At 65.0% G+C, this 22,487-nt stretch carries 22 protein-coding genes; 3 read left to right on the top strand and 19 right to left on the bottom strand.

All coding sequences use genetic code 11. From position 1 onward, the window contains the following. Window positions 1–454: 454 nt before the first annotated feature. Window positions 455–967: a GcrA family cell cycle regulator gene (locus BM190_RS02675; RefSeq protein WP_014491301.1), complete on the top strand. Its 513-nt coding sequence runs from the start codon at window positions 455–457 to the stop codon at window positions 965–967. Window positions 968–1,195: 228 nt separating this feature from the next. On the opposite strand, the gene phoB is transcribed toward BM190_RS02675, so the two are convergent. The 14 genes from phoB to BM190_RS02605 form a co-directional block, all read right to left on the bottom strand. Beyond that, a complete protein-coding gene (gene phoB, locus BM190_RS02670; RefSeq protein ID WP_018316913.1) occupies window positions 1,196–1,903 on the bottom strand; it encodes a phosphate regulon transcriptional regulator PhoB in 708 nt (235 codons plus the stop codon). A 23-nt stretch (window positions 1,904–1,926) separates the two neighbouring features. Further along, window positions 1,927–2,643 carry a phosphate signaling complex protein PhoU gene (gene phoU, locus BM190_RS02665; protein ID WP_038946908.1) on the bottom strand — a complete coding sequence of 239 codons (717 nt, stop codon included), beginning with the start codon at window positions 2,641–2,643 and terminating at the stop codon, window positions 1,927–1,929. A gap of 11 nt (window positions 2,644–2,654) precedes the next feature. Next, window positions 2,655–3,473 carry a phosphate ABC transporter ATP-binding protein PstB gene (gene pstB, locus BM190_RS02660; RefSeq protein ID WP_018316911.1) on the bottom strand — a complete coding sequence of 273 codons (819 nt, stop codon included), beginning with the start codon at window positions 3,471–3,473 and terminating at the stop codon, window positions 2,655–2,657. Next, window positions 3,470–4,321, bottom strand: a complete 852-nt coding sequence (pstA, locus tag BM190_RS02655) for a phosphate ABC transporter permease PstA (RefSeq protein ID WP_018316910.1) — start codon at window positions 4,319–4,321, stop codon at window positions 3,470–3,472. Before pstA ends, pstB begins: the two co-directional genes overlap by 4 nt. Before the next feature lie 4 nt (window positions 4,322–4,325). Further along, entirely contained in the window at window positions 4,326–5,315 is a 990-nt protein-coding gene (gene pstC / locus BM190_RS02650) for a phosphate ABC transporter permease subunit PstC (RefSeq protein ID WP_177236888.1), read from the bottom strand. A gap of 191 nt (window positions 5,316–5,506) precedes the next feature. Then, complete coding sequence (gene pstS, locus BM190_RS02645) at window positions 5,507–6,520, bottom strand: phosphate ABC transporter substrate-binding protein PstS (RefSeq protein WP_092251973.1); 1,014 nt, start codon at window positions 6,518–6,520, stop codon at window positions 5,507–5,509. A 150-nt stretch (window positions 6,521–6,670) separates the two neighbouring features. Continuing rightward, entirely contained in the window at window positions 6,671–7,963 is a 1,293-nt protein-coding gene (locus BM190_RS02640) for an ATP-binding protein (RefSeq protein ID WP_018316907.1), read from the bottom strand. A 57-nt stretch (window positions 7,964–8,020) separates the two neighbouring features. Beyond that, window positions 8,021–9,076, bottom strand: a complete 1,056-nt coding sequence (locus BM190_RS02635) for a putative bifunctional lysylphosphatidylglycerol flippase/synthetase (RefSeq protein ID WP_018316906.1) — start codon at window positions 9,074–9,076, stop codon at window positions 8,021–8,023. 430 nt (window positions 9,077–9,506) lie between these two features. Then, window positions 9,507–9,938, bottom strand: a complete 432-nt coding sequence (locus BM190_RS02630; RefSeq protein WP_092251700.1) for a GNAT family N-acetyltransferase — start codon at window positions 9,936–9,938, stop codon at window positions 9,507–9,509. Window positions 9,939–9,956: 18 nt separating this feature from the next. After that, window positions 9,957–10,184, bottom strand: a complete 228-nt coding sequence (locus BM190_RS02625; RefSeq protein ID WP_018316904.1) for a SelT/SelW/SelH family protein — start codon at window positions 10,182–10,184, stop codon at window positions 9,957–9,959. Window positions 10,185–10,195: 11 nt separating this feature from the next. Further along, window positions 10,196–11,101, bottom strand: a complete 906-nt coding sequence (locus BM190_RS02620) for a haloalkane dehalogenase (RefSeq protein ID WP_092251699.1) — start codon at window positions 11,099–11,101, stop codon at window positions 10,196–10,198. After that, on the bottom strand, window positions 11,098–11,688 hold the full coding sequence (locus BM190_RS02615; RefSeq protein ID WP_092251698.1) for a TetR/AcrR family transcriptional regulator: 591 nt from the start codon (window positions 11,686–11,688) through the stop codon (window positions 11,098–11,100). Before BM190_RS02615 ends, BM190_RS02620 begins: the two co-directional genes overlap by 4 nt. Window positions 11,689–11,787: 99 nt before the next feature. Continuing rightward, a complete protein-coding gene (locus BM190_RS02610) occupies window positions 11,788–12,084 on the bottom strand; it encodes a hypothetical protein (RefSeq protein ID WP_177236865.1) in 297 nt (98 codons plus the stop codon). 2 nt (window positions 12,085–12,086) lie between these two features. Then, window positions 12,087–13,481 (bottom strand): OmpA family protein, encoded by a 1,395-nt coding sequence (locus BM190_RS02605; protein WP_018316901.1) that lies wholly within the window; start codon window positions 13,479–13,481, stop codon window positions 12,087–12,089. A 164-nt stretch (window positions 13,482–13,645) separates the two neighbouring features. On the opposite strand from BM190_RS02605, the gene BM190_RS02600 reads away from it, so the two are divergent. After that, window positions 13,646–14,704: a polysaccharide deacetylase family protein gene (locus tag BM190_RS02600; RefSeq protein WP_092251696.1), complete on the top strand. Its 1,059-nt coding sequence runs from the start codon at window positions 13,646–13,648 to the stop codon at window positions 14,702–14,704. 256 nt (window positions 14,705–14,960) lie between these two features. Continuing rightward, window positions 14,961–15,770: an SDR family oxidoreductase gene (locus BM190_RS02595; RefSeq protein WP_092251695.1), complete on the top strand. Its 810-nt coding sequence runs from the start codon at window positions 14,961–14,963 to the stop codon at window positions 15,768–15,770. 174 nt (window positions 15,771–15,944) lie between these two features. Here BM190_RS02595 and boxB read toward each other — a convergent pair whose 3' ends face one another. The 5 genes from boxB to BM190_RS02570 all read right to left on the bottom strand — a co-directional run bounded on the left by boxB (window position 15,945) and on the right by BM190_RS02570 (window position 22,426). Continuing rightward, complete coding sequence (gene boxB / locus BM190_RS02590) at window positions 15,945–17,396, bottom strand: benzoyl-CoA 2,3-epoxidase subunit BoxB (protein WP_018316898.1); 1,452 nt, start codon at window positions 17,394–17,396, stop codon at window positions 15,945–15,947. Window positions 17,397–17,494: 98 nt separating this feature from the next. After that, window positions 17,495–19,183, bottom strand: coding sequence for a 2,3-epoxybenzoyl-CoA dihydrolase (boxC, locus tag BM190_RS02585; protein WP_092251694.1), 1,689 nt, complete (start codon window positions 19,181–19,183; stop codon window positions 17,495–17,497). Window positions 19,184–19,281: 98 nt separating this feature from the next. After that, the gene (locus BM190_RS02580) at window positions 19,282–19,818 is read right to left on the bottom strand and encodes a DUF309 domain-containing protein (RefSeq protein ID WP_092251693.1); all 537 of its coding nucleotides are present in this window, start codon (window positions 19,816–19,818) and stop codon (window positions 19,282–19,284) included. Window positions 19,819–19,836: 18 nt separating this feature from the next. After that, complete coding sequence (locus BM190_RS02575; protein WP_092251692.1) at window positions 19,837–20,655, bottom strand: alpha/beta fold hydrolase; 819 nt, start codon at window positions 20,653–20,655, stop codon at window positions 19,837–19,839. A gap of 229 nt (window positions 20,656–20,884) precedes the next feature. After that, entirely contained in the window at window positions 20,885–22,426 is a 1,542-nt protein-coding gene (locus tag BM190_RS02570) for a benzoate-CoA ligase family protein (protein WP_092251691.1), read from the bottom strand. Window positions 22,427–22,487 lie beyond the last annotated feature (61 nt).

Here is a 22,487-nt window from a genome sequence, read left to right as displayed (position 1 = left end):
TGTCACTTGAATGTTGAGGACGGTGTGACGCGTGCATTGCGCAACGCACCATCGACCGGCCCGGAAAACGAAACGTGCCGCCTTTTAAGGGCGGCACGCGGGACTATCTTATGCTTGGCAAGACGGGTGTCAATGCCGCCCGGAAAGCCTCAGGAAACGCTGAATCCGTAGTCTTGCGGTGCCGATTTTGCGGGTTTTCACCACGGAACATGTGGAAGCGAGTCGGCGGACTCTTGCGCGGGAGTCACGCCATATTGTAGCGTTTGGATTGTCAGATACGACATCTCGTGCAGCGGTTCTGATCCCAAGAGTCCTCTTGTACCGGCGTAAACGTTCGGGCGTCAGTCACGCGCCCGGCGAGCCTTAAGGGATTCTGACGGCACGGGTTTTTGAAGGCTTAGGCAATCGCTGCGAGGCCCCAGGATGGCTGGCGCGTAGCGAGGGAAAGGGTGCAATGACGGTTTTGACCTGGTCCGACGATCGCGTCGAGCAGCTGAAAAAGCTCTGGGAGGCCGGACTTTCGGCCAGCCAGATCGCAGCTGAGCTCGGCAATGTGACCCGCAATGCCGTGATCGGCAAAGTGCACAGGCTCGGTCTGTCCGGCCGCGCCAAGAGCCCTTCATCGGCAGCGCCCCGGCCGCGCAAGGCGCGCCCCGCACAGCACATGATGCGGGTGACCCGTCCCATCGCGCGCGGCAACACCGCGCTGGCGCAGGCCTTCGAGGTCGAGGTGGAGGCTGAACCCGTCACCTACGACAACGTGGTGCCGATGAGCCAGCGGCTGTCGCTGCTCGAGCTGAACGAGGCGACCTGCCACTGGCCGGTCGGCGATCCCTCGAGCCCGGATTTCTTCTTCTGCGGCGGCAAGGCACTCTCCGGCCTGCCCTACTGCGCCCAGCACTCGCGCGTGGCGTATCAGCCGGCGGCGGATCGCCGTCGCGCCCCGGCAAAGCCGGGCCCGCGCTGAGCGGATCTAACTGATCGCAACGACGGCAGCCGTCATACGATGACGGCTCAACCAACTCGGTCTCATCCCCGCGAACGCGGGGATCCATAACCACAGGGCGCAGTTGTTGCGCGAGATGGTCACTCCGAGTCTTCGCCAAACCACTGCCTGTGGTTATGGGTTCCTGCTTTCGCAGGGACGACACCGGAGAACGCGGCGGCAGCCCACCAAACCCAACGCCTGCAAACCTTACGTCTGCTCCGCCTTCGCGAAGCGATCGTCGAGCGCGTAGCCGGCGCCGCGGACGGTGCGGATCGGGTCCTGCTCGCGGCCGAGATTGAGCAGCTTGCGCAGGCGGCCGATATGGACGTCGACGGTGCGCTCATCGATGTAGATGTCGCGACCCCAGACGCTGTCGAGCAGCTGCTCGCGCGAGAACACGCGGCCGGGATGCTCCAGGAAGAACTCCAGCAGGCGATATTCGGTCGGGCCGAGATCGATCGGCCGGCCCGAGCGCGCCACGCGGCGCTTGTCGCGGTCGAGCTCGATGTCGCCATAGGCCAGCACTGTCGCGAGCCGCTCAGGACTGGCGCGCCGCAGCAGGCCCTTCACGCGCGCCAAAAGCTCCGGCACCGAGAACGGCTTGACGATGTAGTCGTCGGCGCCGGTCGCAAGTCCCCGCACCCGCTCGCTCTCCTCGCCGCGCGCGGTGAGCATGATGATCGGCAGCTGCTTGGTGTCGGGCCGGGTGCGCAGGCGCCGGCACAGCTCGATGCCCGACAGGCCCGGCAGCATCCAGTCGAGCACGATCAGGTCCGGGATGTGCTCCTTGAGGCGGGTGTCGGCGTCGTCGCCGCGCATGACCGTCTCGACGTCATAGCCGTCGCCTTCGAGGTTGTAGCGAAGCAGCTCGGTGAGAGCTTCCTCGTCCTCAACCACCATAATGCGTGCGCCCATCGGGTCGTCGCTCCTTCAAGTCTTCAGGTATTCGGGACCGTCGTGGCGAAGGTGGTCATGTCGCCCTTCGGCCGCTTGTCGGTGATCGCCTGGCCCTCGATCATGTAGAACACGGTCTCGGCGATGTTGGTGGCGTGGTCGCCGATCCGCTCGATGTTCTTGGCGCAGAACATCAGATGGATGCAGAACGAGATGTTGCGCGGATCCTCCATCATGTAGGTGAGGAGCTCGCGGAACAGCGAGGTGCAGATCGCGTCGACCTCCTCGTCGCCCTTCCACACCGCCATCGCCGCCGGCAGATCATGCGCGGCATAGGCGTCCAGCACCGACTTGACCTGCTGCTGCACGAGGTCGGTCATGTGCTCCAGGCCGCGGAACAGCTTCAGCGGATGGAAGTCGGTCTCCAGCGCGGCGACGCGCTTGCCCATGTTCTTGGCGAGGTCGCCGATGCGCTCGAGGTCGGTCGCAACGCGCATGGCGCCGACGATCTCGCGCAAATCCACCGCCATCGGCTGGCGGCGGGCGATGGTGAGCACCGCGCGTTCCTCGATGCGCTTCTGCAGCGCGTCGAGCTCGGCGTCGATGGTGACGACGCGCTGGCCGAGCGCGACGTCGCGGCGGATCAGCGCGCCGACGGAATCGACGATCATGCGCTCGGCGATGCCGCCCATCTCGGCGACCAGGCGGGTGAGCTCCTGGAGGTCGGTGTCGAAAGCTTTTGCGGTATGTTCAGTACCCATGTCGCGTCTCCTCAGCCGAACCGGCCGGTGATGTAATCCTGCGTGCGCCGGTCGCTCGGCGACGTGAAGATCTTGCTGGTGTCGTCGAATTCGATCAGCTCGCCGAGATACATGAAGGCGGTCTTGTCGGAGACGCGCGCCGCCTGCTGCATGTTGTGGGTGACGATCGCGATCGTGTAGTTCTCGGACAGCTCCTGGATCAGCTCCTCGACCTTGGCGGTCGAGATCGGATCGAGCGCCGAGCAGGGCTCGTCGAACAAAATCACTTCAGGGCGCACCGCGACGGTGCGGGCGATGCACAGGCGCTGCTGCTGGCCGCCGGAGAGCGACAGGCCGGAGGCGTTGAGCTTGTCCTTGACCTCGTTCCACAGCGCGCCGCCGCGCAGCGCCTTCTCGACGCGGTCGTCCATCTCGGACTTCGAGATCTTCTCGTAGAGGCGGATGCCGAAGGCGATGTTCTCGTAGATCGTCATCGGGAACGGCGTCGGCTTCTGGAACACCATGCCGACCCGGGCGCGCAGCAGATTGAGGTCGAGCCTGGGGTCGAGGACGTTGGTCTGGTCCAGCATGAGCTGACCGGTGGCGCGCTGGCCCGGATAGAGATCGTACATCCGGTTGAAGATGCGCAGCAGGGTCGACTTGCCGCAGCCCGACGGGCCGATGAACGCCGTGACGCGGTTGGCGCCCAGCGTCAGGTTGATGTTCTTCAGCGCGTGGTGCTCGCCGTAATAGAAATTGAGATTGCGCACCGTCACCTTGGCCGGAGCTTCCGGCAGCGGCTGCGAGGCCAGATGAGCGTTGGAACTCATGGATACGGACAGGTCGGTCATTTTGCAGTCCTCTCGGCGCCGAGGATGCGCGCGCCAATGTTCAGGGCAAGCACGGTGAGCGTGATCAGCAGCGCGCCGCTCCAGGCGAGCTGCTTCCAATAGGCATAGGGGCTCTGGACGAAGTTGTTGATGGTAACCGGCAGGTTGGCCATCGTCTTGTTCAGGCCGAGGCTGAAGAACTGGTTCGACAGCGCGGTGAAGAGCAGCGGCGCGGTCTCGCCGGCGACGCGGGCGGTGGCGAGCAGCACGCCGGTGATGAGGCCCGACCGGGCCGCACGATAGGCGATACGCTTGATCACCAGCGAGCGCGGCAGGCCGAGCGCCGAGGCCGCCTCGCGCAGGGGATTCGGCACCAGCAGCAGCATGTCCTCGGTGGTGCGCAGCACGACCGGGATCACGATGACGGCGAGCGCGAGCGCGCCCGCGATCGCGGAGAAGCCACGCATCGGCACCACCACCGCGCCATAGATGAACAGGCCGATGATGATCGAGGGCGCCGAGAGCAGGATGTCGTTGATGAAGCGGATCACCGAGGTCAGCTTGTCGTTGCGGCCGTATTCGGCAAGGTAGGTACCGGCGAACAGGCCGAGCGGCGCGCCGATGCCGACGCCGATCAACGTCATGATGATCGAACCGACGATCGCGTTGCGCAGGCCGCCTTCGGTCGAACCGGGCGGCGGCGTATCCGCGACGAAGATCTGAAGATTGAGGCCGGCCAGGCCGTTGAAGAGCAGCGTGACCAGGATCAGCGCGAGCCAGGTGACGCCGAAGGCAGCCGCGGCGAAGCAGAGGCCGCGGATGACGATATCCTTGCGGCGACGACGCGAATAGATCGGATTGAGCGCCATGACGTTACTTCCCCGCCTTCTTGTCCAGCCGCATCAGCATCAGCCGCGCTGCGGCCAGCACGAAGAACGTCAGCACGAACAGCAAGAGGCCGAGCAGGATCAGGCCGGACTGGTGCAGGCCGTCGCTCTCGGCGAACTCGGATGCGATCGCCGCCGAGATCGTGGTGCCCGGCGCGAAGATCGATGAGGAGATGCGGAACGAATTGCCGATGATGAAGGTCACCGCCATGGTCTCGCCGAGCGCGCGGCCCAGCGCCAGCATGACGCCGCCGATGATGCCGACGCGGGTGTAGGGGATCACCACGCTGCGGACGACTTCCCAGGTGGTGCAGCCGACGCCGTAGGCGGCCTCCTTCAGCACCGGCGGCACCGTCTTGAACACGTCGACCGAGATCGAGGTGATGAAGGGCAGCACCATGATGGCGAGGATCAGCGCGGCGTTGAACGTGCTGAGATAGGACGGCGGACCTGCGAAGATCGCGCCCAGCACGGGCACGCCGTCGAAGATCCTGATCATGAAGGGCTGGAAGGTATTGGCCAGGAACGGGCCCAGCACGAAGAAGCCCCACATGCCGTAGATGATCGAGGGAATGCCGGCGAGCAGCTCGATCGCCATGCCGATCGGGCGACGCAGCCATTGCGGGCAGAGCTCGGTGAGGAAGATCGCGATGCCGAGACCGACGGGAATGGCGATCAGCATCGCGATGAAGGAGGTGACGAGCGTGCCATACATCGGCCCGAGCGCGCCGAGCACGGGCGGATCGGCCGACGGCGCCCAGCGCTGCGTCCACAGGAAGGAGAAGCCGTATTCCTTCATCGCCGGGAACGCGCCGACGATCAGCGAGACGATGATGCCACCGAGAATGAGGAGCACCGAGATCGCGGACAGCCGCGTGATCCAGTAGAAGGCAACGTCGCCGAGCTTGAACGCGCTCAAGGCCTTGGCGCGGTCATACGGTCCGGCGTCGTCGATTACATCGCTCTGAACGGCCATTTCTGCCACGCCGATCCCCTGTGCCCGATAATATACGCTTGTTGTCAGTCTTTTTGTCGGTCTCGCGCTCCGGACACGGCGTGACCGATCCGGAGCGGAAGTCTTGCGGGTCCCGGCTCTCGCGGAGCGGCACGCTGGACGATGCTTCGTATCGCCAGGGCCGCGCCGCGTCCGGGACGCGAGAGCCCTACTTAGCTCTTGATCTCGGCAGCCCAGGTCTTCTCGATCAGGGTCACGACGCCTTCGGGCATCGGGATGTAGTCGAGCTGTTCAGCCGCCTTGCCGCCGCTCTTGAAGGCCCAGCGGAAGAACTTGATGGCTTCCTGCGAGGCCGCCTTGTCGGTGGCGTCCTTGTGCATGAGGATGAAGGTCGCCGCGGTGATCGGCCAGGACTTCTCGCCGGGCTGGTCGGTCAGGATGACGTAGTAGCCGGGCGCCTTGGCCCAGTCGGCGTTGGAGGCGGCCGCCTGGAAGGCTTCGACGGTCGGCTGCACCGGCTTGCCGGCCTTGTTGACGAGACCGGTGTAGGTCAGCTTGTTCTGCTTGGCATAGGCGTACTCGACATAGCCGATCGAGTTCTTGGTCTGGCTGATGTTGCCCGACACGCCTTCATTGCCCTTGGCGCCGACGCCGACCGGCCACTCGACCGCGGTGCCCTCACCGACCTTGCTCTTCCAGTCCGCGCTGGCCTTGGAGAGGTAGTTGGTGAAGTTGAAGGTGGTGCCCGAACCGTCCGAGCGGCGGACCACGGTGATGGCGTCCGAGGGCAGCTTCACGTTCGGATTGAGCTTCTTGATCGCGGCGTCGTCCCACTTGGTGATCTTGCCGAGATAGATGCTGGCGAGCGTCTCGCCGTCGAACACCATCTCGCCGGGCTTCACGCCCTCGAGGTTGACGACGGGGACGATGGCGCCCATCACCATCGGCCACTGGACGAGGCCGTCCTTCTCGAGCTGCTCGGCCTTGAGCGGCGCGTCGCTGGCGCCGAAGGTCACGGTCTTGGCCTGGATCTGCTTGATGCCGCCGCCGGAGCCGATCGACTGGTAGTTCAGACCGTTGCCGGTCTCCTTCTTGTAGGCGTCAGCCCATTTGGAATAGATCGGGAACGGGAAGGTGGCACCGGCACCCGTGATGTCGGCAGCGAAGGCCACTGTCGTCGATGCGGCGAGCAAGCCGGCAGCGACCATGGTTTTGATGAAATTCATGCTGGTCTCCATACAGGGGAGCGAAGCGCCAACCGCGCCCGATCGCGCTCCCCGCGCCGCCCCTTTAGGAGCGGTCGGCTGTGCTTTTACGAAGGTTTCGTGACAGTCGGATGACACACTCAAGCGATTGAAATCGCTGGAGTTTCAGGCTTAAACTAAAGTCTTAGCCTGGGGAAAACAGGCGGTGAAAGTGGCCCCCTGACGGGGCACGCTTTCGATCAAAAGCCGGCCGCGATGGCGGTTAAGAATATGTTTCACCAGCGATAATCCGAGCCCGGTGCCGCCCTGCGAGCGACTGTCGCCGACGTCGACGCGGTAGAACCGCTCGGTCAGCCGCGGCAGGTGCTCGGGCGCGATGCCGGGACCGAAATCGCGGACCATGATCCGGATTTCCTGAGTTCCATCAGTGGCTGCGGCTGAGGTCAGCGACACGATGACGCGTCCGCCGGAGGCACCGTATTTGAGCGCGTTCTCGATCAAATTCTCGAACAGGCGGAGCAGCTCCTCGCGGTCGCCCGCGATCATCACCGGTCCCTCGGGTAGATGGATCTCGACCTCGACCTGACGCTCGCGCGCCAGCGGCTCGAGCCCGTCGGCGACCTGGCGGATGATCGGCAGCAGGTCGACCAGGGTGTCGGGCCGGACATGGGCCGACAGCTCGACCCGCGACAGCGACAACAGATCGTCGATCAGGCGCGCCATGCGGGTGGCCTGGTTGTGCATGATGCCGAGGAAGCGCTCGCGCGCCTTGGGATCGTCCTTGGCCTGGCCCTGCAGCGTGTCGATGAAGCCCGACAGCGCGGCCAGCGGCGTGCGCAGCTCGTGGCTGGCATTGGCGACGAAGTCGGCCCGCATCTCCTCGACCCGGCGCAGCGGCGTCTGGTCGTGGAAGGTCATCAGCATGCATTTGTCGGCGCCGCCGAAGCTGGTCGGCACCGGCACCGGCGTGATCATGAGCTCCAGCCAGCGGTCGACCGGGACGTGGTCGAGATAGGTCGCGCGCCGCGGCTCGGTGGTCGCGATCGCCTCGCGCAGCGCGGTGATGATCTCGGGCGAGCGCAGCGCGAACTGGGCCAGCTCGTTCCGGCGCAGCGCCGGTGCGAGCTGGGCGGCGGCGGCATTGAGATGGATGACGCGGCCGGCGCGGTCGAGCAGCACCGCCGGATCCGGCATGCCGGCGACGACGGCGGCCACCGCCGCGCTCTCGACCGGGTTGATGCGCCTGACGTCGTCGCGCGAGGCGGCGGGATCGTGCAGCCGCCACGGGATCAGCGCGGCCGCCGCGATACAGAGGAACACGATGGCGGCGTGCAGCGCCGACAAGTCGCCGAGCGAGACGACGACGGACAGCGCCAGCGCCGCGGCGATCAGGATCACGGTCGAATGCCGCAGCCGGTCGGACCAGGGCTGCGCGGAGGGAGAAGATGGGGCGTCGATCGCCATCGGGGCGGACTTCTCCTGGGGCTTGTCTGAAGGCCTGTCAAATAAGGCTTGGCGCCGTCAGGCACCGCTGTCGCTGCGCTCTCTCACATAAGCGGCTTCACGCGCCGGGCCGGGGTCGAGCTTGAGCGCCGCCTGCTGCAAGCGCTTCGATCGTGCGCCGATGATAACTTCGCGAAACGTCAGCAAGATTACAGATATGACGAAGGGCGACAGATAATAGAGGACGCGGAACAGCAGCATGCCGCCCAGAAGTTCCTCGCGATCCATCTGCCAGAGACCGACCAGCATGGCGGCGTCGAACACCCCGAGCCCGCCGGGCGAGTGGCTGGCGAAGCCGAGCAGGGTGGCCGAGACGAAGATCACCGCGACCACCACGAAGCCGAGATTGGGCTCGTCCGGGACCAGCACGTACATCGCGAGCGCGCAGAAGCCGAGATCGACGATGCCGATCGCGATCTGGAGCAGCGTCAGCGGGCCGCCCGGCAGCACCACGGTCCAGGGCCCGCGGCCGACCACGCGCGGCTGGGTCCAGACCCAGACCACGTAGCCGACCAGCCCGACGATGATCATCAGCGCCAGCGTCCGGTTCAGCCATGGAGGCAGCTGGTCGATCGAGGCGGCGGCCTCCGGATGATAGGAGATGCCGAGGCCGAGCACGGCGGCATTGCCGAGCCAGAAGGTCAGGCCGGCGAGGAAGCAAATCTTCGCGACGTCGATCGCGTTCAGCCCGTAGGCCGAATAGATGCGATAGCGCACCGCGCCGCCGGTGAAGACGGATGCGCCGACATTGTGGCCGATCGAATAGCTGGTGAAGGCCGCGAGCGCGTTGATGCGATAGGGCACATGGGCATGGCCGATCGCGCGCACGGCGAACAGGTCGTAGAAGGTCAGGGTGAAATAGCCCGCGGTGACGAACAGCGCCGCCATCGCGATCTGGGTCGGCTCGGTGCTCTTGATCGCTTCGAGGACTTCGTTGAAATCGATGCCTCGCAACATGTGGTAGAGCACATAGCAAGCGATGCCGATGACCGCGACGCTGATCACAACGCCAAGCTTATGCAGGACTTGCTTCTGGCGCAGAAACGACGTCGCCCTGCGTATGGCTTCCAGCATCTAGACCTCGAACAACGCTTCAGCGGCCAGGGTGGCCGGCGAACAGGCGGACGACGCACTGGCACTCAACGAACCCTCGCCGCCGGCTCCGGTATCGCGCATGCCCCCTGCCCCTCCACTAGCGCGTTTTGGCGCGGAGTGGAATTCGCCAATTCGAACAAAAACACGTGCATTCAATATTTTAGGCAGGGTTGCGGGCTCCTGATGCACGGTTTGACGCCTTCGGCGGCAGGACTTGAGGCGAATCTCCATGGCGATCCTGCGCAGGCGCCATGAAGTTTTGATGATTTCGGCCGCACAATGTTCCTTCACGCCTTAAGCCGACGTCAATCTATGGACCGCGCCCGCCTGTTGAAAGAGGGGGCAATCCCGGCGTCCGTCCGACGGGTTATTCGATGCGCCGGAAGGTCGCGGGCCCCGGGGCGCAGCCTCAAGGCGCGGTCAAATAGCCGCGGCCATAGGCTGCGGCCTGATCTTCGAAGATCGCCATGGCCGTGGCCATCCGCCTGAAACCCAGGCGTTCATAAAACCCTTCCTTGCCCGGGACGGCGTAGAGGATGATCTTGCGATGGCCGCGGCAACGCACAAGCAAACGCTCGATAATGTCGCGGCCGAGACCTCGCCCCTGGCGGTCCGGGTGCACGGCGATATCACAGAGATAGGCGCAGTCACGGCCGTCGGCCAGGACGCGTCCCGCAGCCACGATGCGACCATCCTCATTGGCGAAGGCGCGAAACATGCTGTTGCCGAACACCAGCGCGAGATCGGCCGGCGCCTTGTTGCCGAGCGGCGCGATGCGATAGAGCTCGGATAGCTCATCCCAGTCGATCCCGGCGAGATCGTCGGCCCAGACAATCGACATCGCGAAGGCCTCCCCGGCTCAGTGCCGCGCGGCGGTGACGGCAGCGACGATTTCGTCGCCGTCCGGAAAATGTCCTTTGCTGCGGCTGGCGACGATCCGGTCGCCGAGCTTGACCTGGAAAACGCCGCCCTTGCCGGGGACGAGATCCGCTTCCAGCCCTAGCTGCCGGCGCAAAGCCGCGGCCGCCTCCTTGGCACGCTTCTCGTATCCGCACGGCCGGCAATAGATGATGGTTACCTCGGACATCTCGTCCTCCTTCAGGCCGCAAGCTGGGGACGCACCGCTTCAATGCCGGCGATCCAGCCGGCAACGGAACGGCCGATCGCGTCGGGGTGATCCTCCTGGAGATAGTGCAGACCGGGCCCGAGGCGGACGAGCGCGCAGTGCTGCAGCGAGGCCGCGAAGGTCTCGGCAAATTCGGGAGCGACGACGGCCCCCGGCTCCCCTGCGAACAGCAGCTTCGGATATGCAGACGCCTTGAGCGACGCATGAGCCGATTGCAGCGCTTCATAGACATCGGCGGGTTCGCCGGCGATCGGCAATTCCCGAGGGAATGCAAGAACGGGACGGCGGCTGTCCGGCGTCGGAAAGGGCGCGCGATACGGCTCCATCTCGTCGTCGCTCAGGGTGCGCATGATGCCGCCGGGCAGCACGCGTTCGACGAAGGCGTTCGCCTCCAGGATCATGGCCTCTCCCTCGCCTTGCGTCCTGAATTTGCGGAAAGCCTGGCGCGCGGGTTCGGCCTGGTGGAAATCCTGCCACGTCGGCATCGGCCGGATGAACTCCATGAAGGCGAGCCCGCGCACGAAGGCCGGCCGGCGCGCCGCGAGATGAAATGCGAGCGCCGTGCCCCAATCCTGCGCAACGAGATAGGCCGAGGTGAGGCCGAGCTCGTCGATCAACGCGTCGAGATAGCGGACATGGTCGAAGAAGCGGTAGGCGATGTCGGGCTTGCCGGACCGGCCGAAACCGATGAGATCGGGCGCGATGCAACGCGCCACAGGCGCCACCAGCGGCAGGATGTTCCGCCAGATATGCGACGACGTCGGATTGCCGTGAAGGAAGAGCGCGACCGGCGCATCCTGCGTGCCCGTGTCGCGATAGGCCATCGTGCTTCCCAGCACGGCGGCGCTGCGGATCTGGATCTCGGAATGCTGGCTCATGTCGGCTCCTTGAAGACGGTCTTGAATGCGATGGTCTTGAAGCGCTCGAGCGCCTTGGGCGTGCGGTCGACCTTCATGCGCAGGATCGCGCCCTGCCAGGACGCGAGCAGGAAATCGGCAAGCTCCTCGGGCTCGAATTCGGAATCGATCTCGCCGCTTCTCTGCGCCTCGCTGATGCAGGCGGCGAAGGGCATGCGCCATTCGGCGAAAATTTCGGCAAGGCGGGCGCGCAGCATCTCGCTGCTGCCGGCCGCTTCCAGGCTGAGATCGCCGATCAGGCAGCCGCGTCCATAGCCGTCGGCTTCGAGCCGGCCAGTGATGATGTCGAGATAGCGTTTGAGCCGCGCCCGCGGGGTCAGAGAGGCGTCTTCAAGGGCCTCCGCGACCAATCCCTTCGTGATCTCGAAATAGCGATCGAGCACCTCCGAGGCGAACGCTTCCTTGGAGCGAAAATGATTGGTGAAGGACCCCTGCGGGGCGCCTGCCGCAGTGGTGACATCGCGCACACTGGTGCCGTGATAGCCGGTCCGGAACATGACCTTGAGACCGGCGTCGAGGATGGCGTCTTTGAGCGAGGGCTTGGGCATGGAGGAATAATACGTACGTGCGTATTATTGTCAAGCGGAGCGTTTGACGTCTCTCTCAACGACGTGTCCAAACAGAAAAAGGGGGTTGGCGGCGGAGCTTCAGCCGGTCCGCATGCTGCGCGAGACCACGCGGTCGCGCAGCCAGGCGCCGATGGTGCAGCCGACCAGGTAGCAGGCGAACATGATCAGGCCGAGATCGAGCCAGTAGCCGAGGCGGCCGGGGACAATGTGTGCGAACGAGGCCGCGACCAGGGCGGCGGCAAGCGCGGCGAGCCAGCGCGCCGTCACCTTCGAGGTGCCGTTGCCGCGCTGGACCACCGAGATCCAGCCCATGCAAAAGCCCAGCAGCAGCGAGCCGATCAGCCAGCCCAGATGGAACGAGACGAGATAGGGCATCGTCACCTCACCAGGAATTCGATACGGCGGTTTTGCGCCTTGCCTTCGTCGGTGTCGTTGCCGGCGAGCGGCTGCGTGCTGCCATGGCCGACCGCGGTGAAGCGGCTGGCGGGCAGGCCGGCCTTGACCAGATAGTCGATCACCGCCTGTGCGCGCTTCTCCGAGAGAGCGCGGTTGAAGCCGTCCTCGCCGTCGGCATCGGTATGCCCGGCGACCTCGACATTGGTGGTGGGGCAGCGCAGCGCCGTCTCGATCAGATGGTCGAGAATGGCGGCGGAATCCGGATCGATGTCGGCGCGCTTGGCTGCGAAGCGGATCTTGCCCTTGGCCAGAAGGTCCGTGAACAATTGCTGGCACACGGTGCCATCGACCGGGCCTGCCGCGGGCTTCACGGTGATCTCCGGCTTGTACTGCCAGTTTTTCGGGAAGTCCTTGCCGAGGCCTGCGCGGATGTCGTTGGCCGCGCCCTCGTAGAGCGCATCGCCCGACAGCTTCACCTCGCGGTCGGAGACGACGAGCGTGCCGGTCGACAGCCGCGACAGCGCGCCGAGTGCGGCAATCACGGCGGTGTTGAAGGAGCCGGGCGCGCCGATGCTGGCCTTGAGATTGTCGACGACCTTCTCGGTGAAGAATTTTCGCGCGGCGCTGGTGGCGATCGCGGCGTGGATGGTGTTGTCGGGAACGTAGCCGGTCAGCGTCACGGTCGCGGCGACCGGATCCTTGTAGGCCTGGAAGATATAGGGCGGCGCCTTGACGTCGTTGGCGGCGATCGAAAAGCCCTCGGGCAGGTTCTTCAAAGCTGCCACGATGGCCTCGCGGCCACCGAGATCGCGCGCCATGCCCGACAGATTGACCTTGGTGTCCGTGATCGTGATCTTGCCGTCCTTCAGCTTGCCGATCTGGTCCAGCAACAGCGTCGCTGCGGCCTCGAACCGCGGCGGCGCACCGCGCGCCAGCCCCATCTGGTCGGCCACCTCGACGCCGCCGACCTCCTTGCGGGCCGCCTCGGTCAGCCGGCCCTTCATCGATGGCAAGGGCGCGGAGCCTGACAGCGTCACCCGCACCACGTCGCGCTCGGCGTTCCAGACGAAGGGTTTGGCCTCGGGAACAAGGCGGGTCCGGTCGTCGACCAGGCGGACGCCGGGGACGGTCTCCACCGCCATCACGGCATCCCGCCGCCCCTCCTCGGAGAAGGCGTCCGCGGCCAGGCTGACATCGCGGCCATCGACCGCGATTCGGGTCTTGTCCAGGACGGTGTCCTTCAGCGCAGCCGAGCTGCGCGCCGACAGGTCGGCTTCGACCGGTAAGGTATTATTCCAAGCCGCAAATCCCCACATGACGGCCAAGGGGATCAGCCCCGGCCACCATTTGCTGGCCCACCTAAAAAGCTTCTTCATTCGACGACCCGAACTCTGGAACCGGAGACAAAACAAACCCTTGGCAGGCTGTCAAACCGGAAATGTTGCCCTTGCGAAGGCCTCACCCGGACAATCGGAATAACTTTTTCTTCAAGGGTTCTTCCGTAAGTTGAAAGCGGAATGCCAGAGTCCGCCAGCGGGTCATGAAACAACTGCGTAACAACGTCATCCGCGCCGGGCTGGGAGCACTCTATTTCAGCGGGGCGCACCACCTGCTGCGCCCGCTTTTGTCGGGCGTCGGCGCCATTTTCATGCTGCACCACGTGCGACCGGCCCGCGAGGCCGTGTTCCAGCCGAACCGGCATCTCGAAGTCACCCCCGAATTCCTGCGCGCCACGCTGTGCCATCTGCGCTCGCGCGACATCGACATCGTCAGCATGGACGATCTGCATGAGCGGCTGGTGCAGGGCCGGTTCGACCGCCGCTTCGCCGCCTTCACCTTCGATGACGGCTATCGCGATAATCTGGACTACGCGCTGCCCGTGCTGCGGGAATTTGACGCGCCTCTGGCGGTCTATGTCGCGAGCGATTTTGCCGAGGGCACTGGACGGTTGTGGTGGGTGGCGCTGGAGGCCGTGATCGCCAAGGCCGAGCAAGTCGACGTCAGAATAGGCAATTCCGCGCTGCGGCTCGATGCGACGAGCCCCGCCGCCAAGCAGGCAACCTTCGACCGCCTGCACGACTGGCTGCGCGCGCTACCGGGCGAACACGATCTGGCGCGAGAAATCGAGGCGCTCTGCGCGACATACGACGTCGACATGGCAGCGCTGTGCCGCAGCCTCTGCCTGTCCTGGGCCGAGGTGAAGAGCTTTGCCGCCGACCCGCTGGTCACGATCGGCGCGCATAGCGTCAGCCATTGCAATCTCGCCAAGGTGGCCGAAGACGTCGTCGCGCGGGAGATCGCCACGAGCCGCGCGCGGATCGAGCAGGCGCTGCAGCGCCCGGTGCTGCATCTCGCCTATCCCTATGGCGACCGCGAGGCCGCGGGGATGCGCGAATTCGGCCTTGCTGCAACCGCGGGCTTCAAGACCGCGGTGACGACGCGGCCCGGCATGCTGTTCGCCGACAATGCCACCCACATGACAGCGCTGCCGCGCGTCTCGCTCAACGGCAATTACCAGGACGCAAGAATCCTCCCCGTTCTGACCTCGGGCGCCGCGACCGCGATGTGGAACGGCTTCCGCCGGATCGCGGCGGCGTAGCTGCTGCTCCAATCTCCGCCGTCGTCCCTGCGAAAGCAGGGACCCATACCGCGTGATCTATCGATTGCGATCGGTAGACCTACCGAACGACCAGCCTTCGCCAAACTACTCCCTGTGGGTATGGGTCCCCGCGTTCGCGGGGACGACACCGCCTTGGATGGAGCGCTCTCGCGCCACACTCCTGTCGCATCCAGCGCCTTTCTTGACTCCCCACCCCTCCCCGCCCAAAACATCGCCAACCAAGGGAGGAGGCACCATGTTCAACGATCTGTTCTCGCTCAAAGGCCGCGTCGCACTGGTGACCGGCGGCTCGCGCGGCATCGGCAAAATGATCGCGGCGGGATTTCTCAGCGCCGGCGCCGCAAAGGTCTACATCACCGCGCGCAAGGCGGGACCGTGCGAGGAGACCGCCAAGGCGCTCACCGCGCAATATGCCGGCGAGTGCATCGCGCTGCCGATCGACATCTCGACGCTCGCCGGCGCCGAGCTGCTGGCAACCGAGTTCAAGAAGCGCGAGCCGAAGCTCGATATCCTCGTCAACAATGCCGGTGCCGCCTGGGGCGCGGAGTTCGACGAATTCCCGGAGAGCGGCTGGGACAAGGTGATGAACCTCAACGTCAAGGCGCCGTTCTTCCTGACCAAGGCGCTGGCCGGCCCGCTGCGCGCAGCCGCAAGCGCGGAGCGGCCGGCGAAGGTGATCAACATCGCCTCGATCGACGGCATCTTCGTCAACCCGATGGAGACCTATTCCTACGCCGCGAGCAAGGCCGGGCTGATCCATTTGACCCGGCGCATGGCGGTGAAGCTGATCTCCGACCACGTCGTGGTCACGGCGATTGCGCCGGGCCCGTTCCAGTCCGACATGAACCGCGCCGCGCGCGACCATGGCGACGAAGTCGCAACGCGCGTGCCTGCGGGGCGCATCGGCACCGACGAGGACATGGCGGGCGCCGCAATCTATCTGGCCTCGCGCGCGGGCGATTACGTGGTGGGCGCGACCATCGCGGTGGACGGCGGCATCGTCTATGCCAACCCGGGGATCAAGGGGAGCGGATGGGATAGCTGAGGGGGCGAATGGTAGTTCGCCCTCACCTCACCCTCCGCGGTCATGCCCCGGCTTGACCGGGGCATCCAGTACGCCGCGGCCTCTCGATTTATCTCTGACGCCTCTGGAATACTGGATCACCCGCTTTCGCGGGTGATGACACCATTTGTGTTGCGCCGGCGGCGGCCCTGACGCCTACGACTCGATCTTCACGTACTCGAAATCGCCGGGCTTGTTGTCGATGCCGACCTTCGGCGGCGAGATCCACGATGCGAACTTGCCGCTCTCGGTGACGGGCTGCATCAGGGAGGTGATGAAGTCGCCGTCGGCGGTCGACGGCAGCCATTCGTCCTTGCGCTTCGCCCAGGTGGCATCGTCGATCAGGAGGCCGTCGGGCGTCGCATGCACGTCCTTGAACTCGCCGATGTGGCGGTGGAAGGCGACGTTGGGCAGGGTCAGCTTGAAGTCGTAGCCCGCGGTCGAGATCACCTTGTTCCAGCGCAGCATGCCCTTGACGCAATCCTGGCTGTAATCGTCGCGCAGGCGCATGTTGAGCGCGGTCAGCGCCGGCTCGTCGACCAGCTTGATCTCGCCGTTGATGAACTTCAGCACCGGATAGGTGGCGTTCTTGAGCTGGTGATCGTCCTCGATCTGGGTCTCGTGATAGCGGCCCTTGATGCCGGCATTGAAGGCGTTGGCTGCGTTGGTCGAGACCTCCGAGCCGAACAGATCGAGCGACAGCGTGTAGTGCAGGTTCAGCTTCTTCTGGATGGTCGGCAAGTCGATCACGCCGAGCGCGCGGACTTTTGCGATATCGGTCGGATCGGTGATGCCGGCCTCGCGCATCGCATCGCAGGTGCGCTGCACGACGCGGGTGATGCCGGTCTCGCCGACGAACATGTGGTGCGCTTCTTCCGTGAGCATGAAGCGGCAGGTGCGCGACAGCGGATCGAAGCCGGACTGCGCGAGCGAGTGCAGCTGCATCTTGCCGTCACGGTCGGTGAAATAGGTGAACATGAAGAAGGACAGCCAGTCCGGCGTCGCCTCGTTGAAGGCGCCGAGCATGCGCGGCGCATCGGCATCGCCGGAGCGGCGGCGCAGCAAATCATCTGCTTCCTCACGGCCGTCGCGGCCGAAATATTTCTGCAGCAGGTAGACCATCGCCCAGAGGTGGCGGCCTTCCTCGACGTTGACCTGGAACAGGTTGCGCATGTCGTAGAGCGAGGGCGCGGTCTTGCCGAGATGGCGCTGCTGCTCGACCGAGGCCGGCTCGGTGTCGCCCTGGATCACGATCAGGCGGCGCAGCATGGCGCGATGCTCGCCCGGGACTTCCTGCCAGGCCGGCTCGCCATAATGCTCGCCGAACGGCACGACGCGGTTCTCTTCCTGCGGCGCAAGCAGAATGCCCCAGCGATAGTCGGGCATGCGGACGTAGTCGAACTTGGCCCAGCCGCGCGGATCGACCGAATAGGCGGTGCGCAGATACACCAGCGATTCCTGGAAGCCTTCCGGCCCCATGTCGCTCCACCAATCCATGTAACCGGGATGCCAGCCCTCGAGTGCTTTGAGCACCTGGCGGTCTTCGGCGAGATTGACGTTGTTCGGAATCTTGGTCGAGTAGTCGACGTTCATGATGTTCATGTTCATGTGGACCTCCCGTGGGGGACTAGCTCGTTAAAGGGGCGAATGGCGAATGGCGAGTAGCGAATGGAAACTCCTATTCGCCATTCGCCACTCCCTACTCGCTAGACTCGCGTCATATCGAATTTCGGCTTCTGGCCGCTGCCGTAGCGGCGCAGCGCGCCTTCTTCGCCGACCGCGTTGGGGCGCTGGAAGATCCAGTTCTGCCACGCAGTCAGGCGCGAGAAGATTTTCGATTCCATCGTCTCCGGGCCGACGAAGCGCAGGCTTGCTTCCATGCCGGTGAGGCTGTCCGGCGAGAAGCTGGCGCGCTCCTCCAGGAACACGCGGACCTCGTCGTCCCAGTCGATGTCGTCGAGCGCGAAGGTGACGAGGCCGAGCTCCTCGGCCTGCTCGGCGTCGAGCGCGGTGCCCATCGTGGCTTCGGCGCGCTCCACATCCGACGGATCAGCCTGGAAGCGCGACTCCAGCCGCGTCAGGCCGTGGCTCATCGGATACGGGCCGAAATTCATGGCGGAGAGCTCGATCGACGGCGGCGGGCGGTTGTCGCCCTGGCGCGTGCCGATCAGCATGTAGGAGCGGTCGGCGGCGAAGACGAGCTCGGCGAGCGTGCCGGCAAAGCAGGAGCCGGGCTCGACCAGCGTCACCAGCGTGCGCGAGGTGACGTCGATGCGCTTCAGCACGCGCTTCCAGTAATGGCGGATTTCGTTGACCAGCCAATGCGCCTTGTTGGCTTCGAGGAACGCGTCGTGCGCGAGCACATGGGCGCGATCACCATGGCTCTTGAACACCAGCATGGCGATCTCGAGCTCGTTGATGCGCAGGTGAAGGATGGCGTCGTCGAGCTCGCGCGCCACTTGCAACGGCCAGAACGAGGCGCCTTGCGCCATCATGCCGTCGATGTCGGCGGGCGGCGCGGTTTCCGGCGCCTTGATGGAGATGGTGGCGATGCGGGCCGTGCGGTCGATATCGACCGTGACGAAGCCGTAACGGATGCTGGTCTCGTCGATGAGGCGCTTGAGCTGCGTCAGCGCGATGCCCTTGCCGCTGCCCTTGCGCTTCGAGGCGGCCGCGAACTCCTTGGCACGCTCGGCGATCTTGGCCTCTAACTTCGAGTTCGGCGCGATCTCGTCGACGAGGCGCCATTGCACGGCGCGCTTGCCCTTGACGCCTTCCTCGATGGTGCAGAAGAAATCGGCATGATCGCGGCGCACCTTGCGCTTGTCGACGACGCGGGTGAGACCGCCGGTGCCCGGCAGCACCGCCAGCAGCGGCACCTCGGGCAGCGCGACCGCCGACGAGCCGTCGTCGGCGAGGATGATGTGGTCGGTCGCGAGCGCCAGCTCATAGCCGCCACCGGCGGCGGAGCCGTTCACCACCGTGATGAAACGCTGGCCGGAATTCTCGGAGGAATCTTCCATGCCGTTACGGGTCTCGTTGGTGAACTTGCAGAAGTTGACCTTGTGGGCATGGGTCGAGCCCGCGAGCATGCGGATGTTGGCGCCGGCGCAGAACACGCGGTTCTTGGCCGAGCGCATCAGCACGACCTTCACTTCCGGATGCTCGAAGCGCAGCCGCTGGACCGCATCCGCCAGCTCGATGTCGACGCCGAGATCGTAGGAATTGAGCTTGAGCAGGTAGCCCTCGAACAGGCCGCCATTCTCGTCGACGTCCATGGTCAGCGTCGCGACGTCACCCTCGACCGCGAGCTTCCAGTGCTTGTAGCGGGACGGTTCGGTCTGGAAATCGATGAATGTCGCGCCGCCTGCGAGGCGCCGATCTTCCCCGGCCATGGGCCACCCTTGAGCTCGTTTTGGTTTAGCGTTAGATGCACAATAGTGCATCTTTTTGGATGCGTCTAGCCCTTAACTGCCGGCTCATGCACTTTGTTTCATGCAGTCGGCCAGGACCGCACGATCGCGCCAAGCGCGATCCAGTCGCCCTTTGCGAGCTGCGGGCGGCCGATCTTGGCCTGGAGCAGCGCCACCAGGGCCGCGACCGGAAAGCTCTCGACGAAACCGTCGCCGCCGCTGGCGACCTTGCGTGCGCTCAACGCGCGCAGCTCGGTCAGAGCGTCGCCGAACAGGCGCGCGGCCGAATGCGCCTTCTGCATGCGCAGGCGCAAATTGGCATTGGCGATGTGGATGCAGGCGCGCAGCAGGATGCGTTCGCGGCCGCTCTGCGGGGCTGCGGCCCACACCGTCTCCAGCACCTCCTGCGCTTCCCAAAAATAGCCGCGATCGTTGAGCGCGAGGCCGTAGCGCAGCGCCGGATGGCGGGCCGGCACGTAGCCGCGAAAGGCCGAGGGCACCAGCGCCTTGGCCAAGCGAAGCGTTTCGTCATCGGCCTCGATGGCGCCGGTCTCGCCCGGCACATAGGCCCATTGCGGCCATGGCAATTGGCCGGTCGCATGTGAAGGCACATTCATCGATGTGCCTCCGCATGGTCATGCGGCGCGTCCCTGGAGTCCCTGATCGTCGCGCAGGGCCGCTTTTGCAAATTGCTCAATCGCGTCAAGCGTCGCCCCCGGCGCTTCACGATGCGGGGAATGGCCCGCGTCTGAAATGACTTTAAAATCTATCGGACAATAACACTCTTCCTGCGCAATTTCGACCTGACGCAATGTCCCATATTGGTCGCCTGCACCTTGCAGGACCATCATGGGAACGCGGATATAGGCCAGATATTCCGAGATGTCCCAATCGCGGAATTTCGGATCGAGCCAGGCGCCGTTCCAGCCGTAGAAGGCGTTGTCGACATCCTTGTGCCAGCGCGCCAGCTTGGCCTTGAGGTCGGTGGTTTCGAAGCTGGTCTTGATCTCCGCGATCGATTTCACCGAGATGTCCTCGACGATGAAGTGCGGCGCGATCAGCACGAGGCCGCTCAGGCGGTGATCCTGATGCGCGCCGGCATAGATCGTCGCGATCGAGCCGCCGTCGGAATGGCCGAGCAGCAGGCCGCGCTTGAAGCCGATCGCGTCGAGCAGCTTCGGCAGCACGTCGAGCGCCTCGCGCTGCATGTAGTCGAGCGGCCGCGGCAATGTCACCGGGCTCGAATGGCCGTAGCCTGCGCGCGAATAGGCGAAGATGCCGGCACCGGTGGCCTGCTGCAGTTTCTCGGGAAAATCGCCCCAGAGCCCAACCGAGCCGAGCCCTTCATGCAGCATGACGATGGTGGGGGCGTCGGCCGATGCAGGCGCGAGCCATTTGTATTCGAGGCTGGCGCCGCCGATGCTGAGGAAGCCGGTGGGGGTGAGGTTGGTCATGGTCGAAGTCCCATTCCTAGCCAAGGCCGAGATGCCTACCCTCCCCTGGAGGGGGAGGGTCGATTCACAGCGAGCGTAGCGAGATGTGAATCGGGGTGGAGTGACAGTCTCTCCGCAGATGCAGTGCCCGCGTGGAGAGATCACCCCACCCCGTCACGCATCTCGCTGCGCTCGATCGCGTGCCGACCCTCCCCCTCCAGGGGAGGGTAAGCAAGTGCAGTTCGCACCATCAATTCGCCCCTTCCCGCAGCTTGAACCGCTGGATCTTGCCCGTCGCCGTCTTCGGCAAGGACTCCACCACGTCGATCCAGCGCGGATATTTCCACGGGCCGATCTTCTGCTTGACGTGCTCCTTCAGCATTTCCTGAAGATCGCTCGTCGTCGCGCCGGGGCGCAGCACGACGAAGGCCTTCGGCTTGAGCAATCCTTCCGGATCGGCCTCGGGCACGACGGCGGCCTCCAGCACGGCCGGATGGGTGATCAGCGCGCTCTCGACCTCGAACGGCGAGACCCAGATGCCGGAGACCTTGAACATGTCGTCGGCGCGGCCGCAGAAGGTGTAGCGGCCATCTGCATCGCGAACATATTTGTCGCCGGTGCGGGTCCACGGTCCCTCAAAGGTCCGGCGGCTCTTGTGGCGCTGATTCCAGTAGCCTTCGCCGGCCGAGGGTGCATCGACCAGGAGCTCACCGACCTCGCCGTCGGCAACGTCTTGCCCGGCCTCGTTGACCAGCCGCACCGCATAGCCCGGCACCGGCTTGCCGGAGGAGCCGTATTTGATGTCGCCGGGCGCGTTCGAGAGAAAAATGTGCAACAGCTCGGTCGAGCCTACGCCGTCGAGGATGTCGACGCCGAAGCGCGCCTTCCAGCTGGTGCCGACGGATTCCGGCAGCGCCTCGCCGGCCGAGGTGCAGATGCGCAAGGCGCCGCCGCCACGCTCGGCCTTCATGGTCTCGTCGTTGAGCATGGCCGCGAACAAGGTCGGCACGCCGTAGAAGATCGACGGCCTGTAGCGATTCATCAGATCGAACATCCGCGCCGGCGTCGGGCGCTCGCTGTTGAGGATCACGCTGGCGCCGACCGACATCGGGAAGGTCAGCGCATTGCCGAGGCCATAGGCAAAGAACAGCTTTGCGGCGGAAAGACACACGTCGCTCTCGCGGATGCCGAGCACCTGTTTTGCGTAGGTGTCGGCGGTCGCCTGCAAATTCGAATGGATATGGCGCACGCCCTTGGGCATGCCGGTCGAGCCGGACGAATAGAGCCAGAACGCGGGCTCGTCAGGATGCGTCGCGGCGGTGGTGAACTGATCGCTCTCGCCCGCAAGCTCTTCAGCGAGCTGCTTGTGCCCGTTCTGCTTGGCGCCGGAGACCACGACATGCTCGAGATCGGGCATGCGGCCGACCACGTCCTTGATGACAGGGTAGAGCGCCTCGGAGACGAACAGCACACGCGCGCGGCAGTCGGCGAGGATGTAGGCGTATTGGTCCGCGGTCAGCAGCGTGTTCAGCGGCACCGGCACGATCCCGGCGCGGATCGCGCCCAGGAACACGACCGGAAAGTCGACCGTATCCAGCATGATCATCGCCACGCGCTCCTCGCGGCGGACGCCGAGCCGGCGCAGCATGTTGGCGGTGCGTCGGCTCTCGCGCTGAAGCTCGCCATAGGTGAGCCGCGAGACGGTGTCGTCGAAGGCCAGCTTGTTGCCGCGGCCCTCCTCGACGTTACGGTCGAGCAGCCAGGTCACCGCGTTATAGGATCCCTCGCTCACTGGACTTCTCCCCCGGATTTAGAATTATAATTCATAGAAAGACACCGCGGCGGCTTGCTGT

The organism is Bradyrhizobium sp. Rc3b (genome assembly GCF_900114915.1).
Lineage (GTDB): Bacteria > Pseudomonadota > Alphaproteobacteria > Rhizobiales > Xanthobacteraceae > Bradyrhizobium.
This window is presented reverse-complemented; position numbering and strand designations above follow the sequence as displayed.

Excerpts from the sequence above, each read along its gene's own strand:
- BM190_RS02605 (WP_018316901.1), bottom strand. The coding sequence starts at position 13,481 with ATGAAGAAGCTTTTTAGGTGGGCCAGCAAATGGTGGCCGGGGCTGATC.
- pstC (WP_177236888.1), bottom strand. The coding sequence starts at position 5,315 with ATGGCCGTTCAGAGCGATGTAATCGACGACGCCGGACCGTATGACCGC.
- BM190_RS02575 (WP_092251692.1), bottom strand. The coding sequence starts at position 20,655 with ATGACCAACCTCACCCCCACCGGCTTCCTCAGCATCGGCGGCGCCAGC.
- BM190_RS02610 (WP_177236865.1), bottom strand. The coding sequence starts at position 12,084 with ATGCCCTATCTCGTCTCGTTCCATCTGGGCTGGCTGATCGGCTCGCTG.
- boxC (WP_092251694.1), bottom strand. The coding sequence starts at position 19,183 with ATGGCCGGGGAAGATCGGCGCCTCGCAGGCGGCGCGACATTCATCGAT.
- BM190_RS02675 (WP_014491301.1), top strand. The coding sequence starts at position 455 with ATGACGGTTTTGACCTGGTCCGACGATCGCGTCGAGCAGCTGAAAAAG.
- BM190_RS02635 (WP_018316906.1), bottom strand. The coding sequence starts at position 9,076 with ATGCTGGAAGCCATACGCAGGGCGACGTCGTTTCTGCGCCAGAAGCAA.
- pstA (WP_018316910.1), bottom strand. The coding sequence starts at position 4,321 with ATGGCGCTCAATCCGATCTATTCGCGTCGTCGCCGCAAGGATATCGTC.
- BM190_RS02600 (WP_092251696.1), top strand. The coding sequence starts at position 13,646 with ATGAAACAACTGCGTAACAACGTCATCCGCGCCGGGCTGGGAGCACTC.
- boxB (WP_018316898.1), bottom strand. The coding sequence starts at position 17,396 with ATGAACATGAACATCATGAACGTCGACTACTCGACCAAGATTCCGAAC.
- BM190_RS02615 (WP_092251698.1), bottom strand. The coding sequence starts at position 11,688 with ATGCCCAAGCCCTCGCTCAAAGACGCCATCCTCGACGCCGGTCTCAAG.
- BM190_RS02640 (WP_018316907.1), bottom strand. The coding sequence starts at position 7,963 with ATGGCGATCGACGCCCCATCTTCTCCCTCCGCGCAGCCCTGGTCCGAC.
- phoB (WP_018316913.1), bottom strand. The coding sequence starts at position 1,903 with ATGGGCGCACGCATTATGGTGGTTGAGGACGAGGAAGCTCTCACCGAG.
- BM190_RS02630 (WP_092251700.1), bottom strand. The coding sequence starts at position 9,938 with ATGTCGATTGTCTGGGCCGACGATCTCGCCGGGATCGACTGGGATGAG.
- pstB (WP_018316911.1), bottom strand. The coding sequence starts at position 3,473 with ATGACCGACCTGTCCGTATCCATGAGTTCCAACGCTCATCTGGCCTCG.
- pstS (WP_092251973.1), bottom strand. The coding sequence starts at position 6,520 with ATGAATTTCATCAAAACCATGGTCGCTGCCGGCTTGCTCGCCGCATCG.
- BM190_RS02580 (WP_092251693.1), bottom strand. The coding sequence starts at position 19,818 with ATGAATGTGCCTTCACATGCGACCGGCCAATTGCCATGGCCGCAATGG.
- BM190_RS02625 (WP_018316904.1), bottom strand. The coding sequence starts at position 10,184 with ATGTCCGAGGTAACCATCATCTATTGCCGGCCGTGCGGATACGAGAAG.
- BM190_RS02620 (WP_092251699.1), bottom strand. The coding sequence starts at position 11,101 with ATGAGCCAGCATTCCGAGATCCAGATCCGCAGCGCCGCCGTGCTGGGA.
- BM190_RS02595 (WP_092251695.1), top strand. The coding sequence starts at position 14,961 with ATGTTCAACGATCTGTTCTCGCTCAAAGGCCGCGTCGCACTGGTGACC.
- phoU (WP_038946908.1), bottom strand. The coding sequence starts at position 2,643 with ATGGGTACTGAACATACCGCAAAAGCTTTCGACACCGACCTCCAGGAG.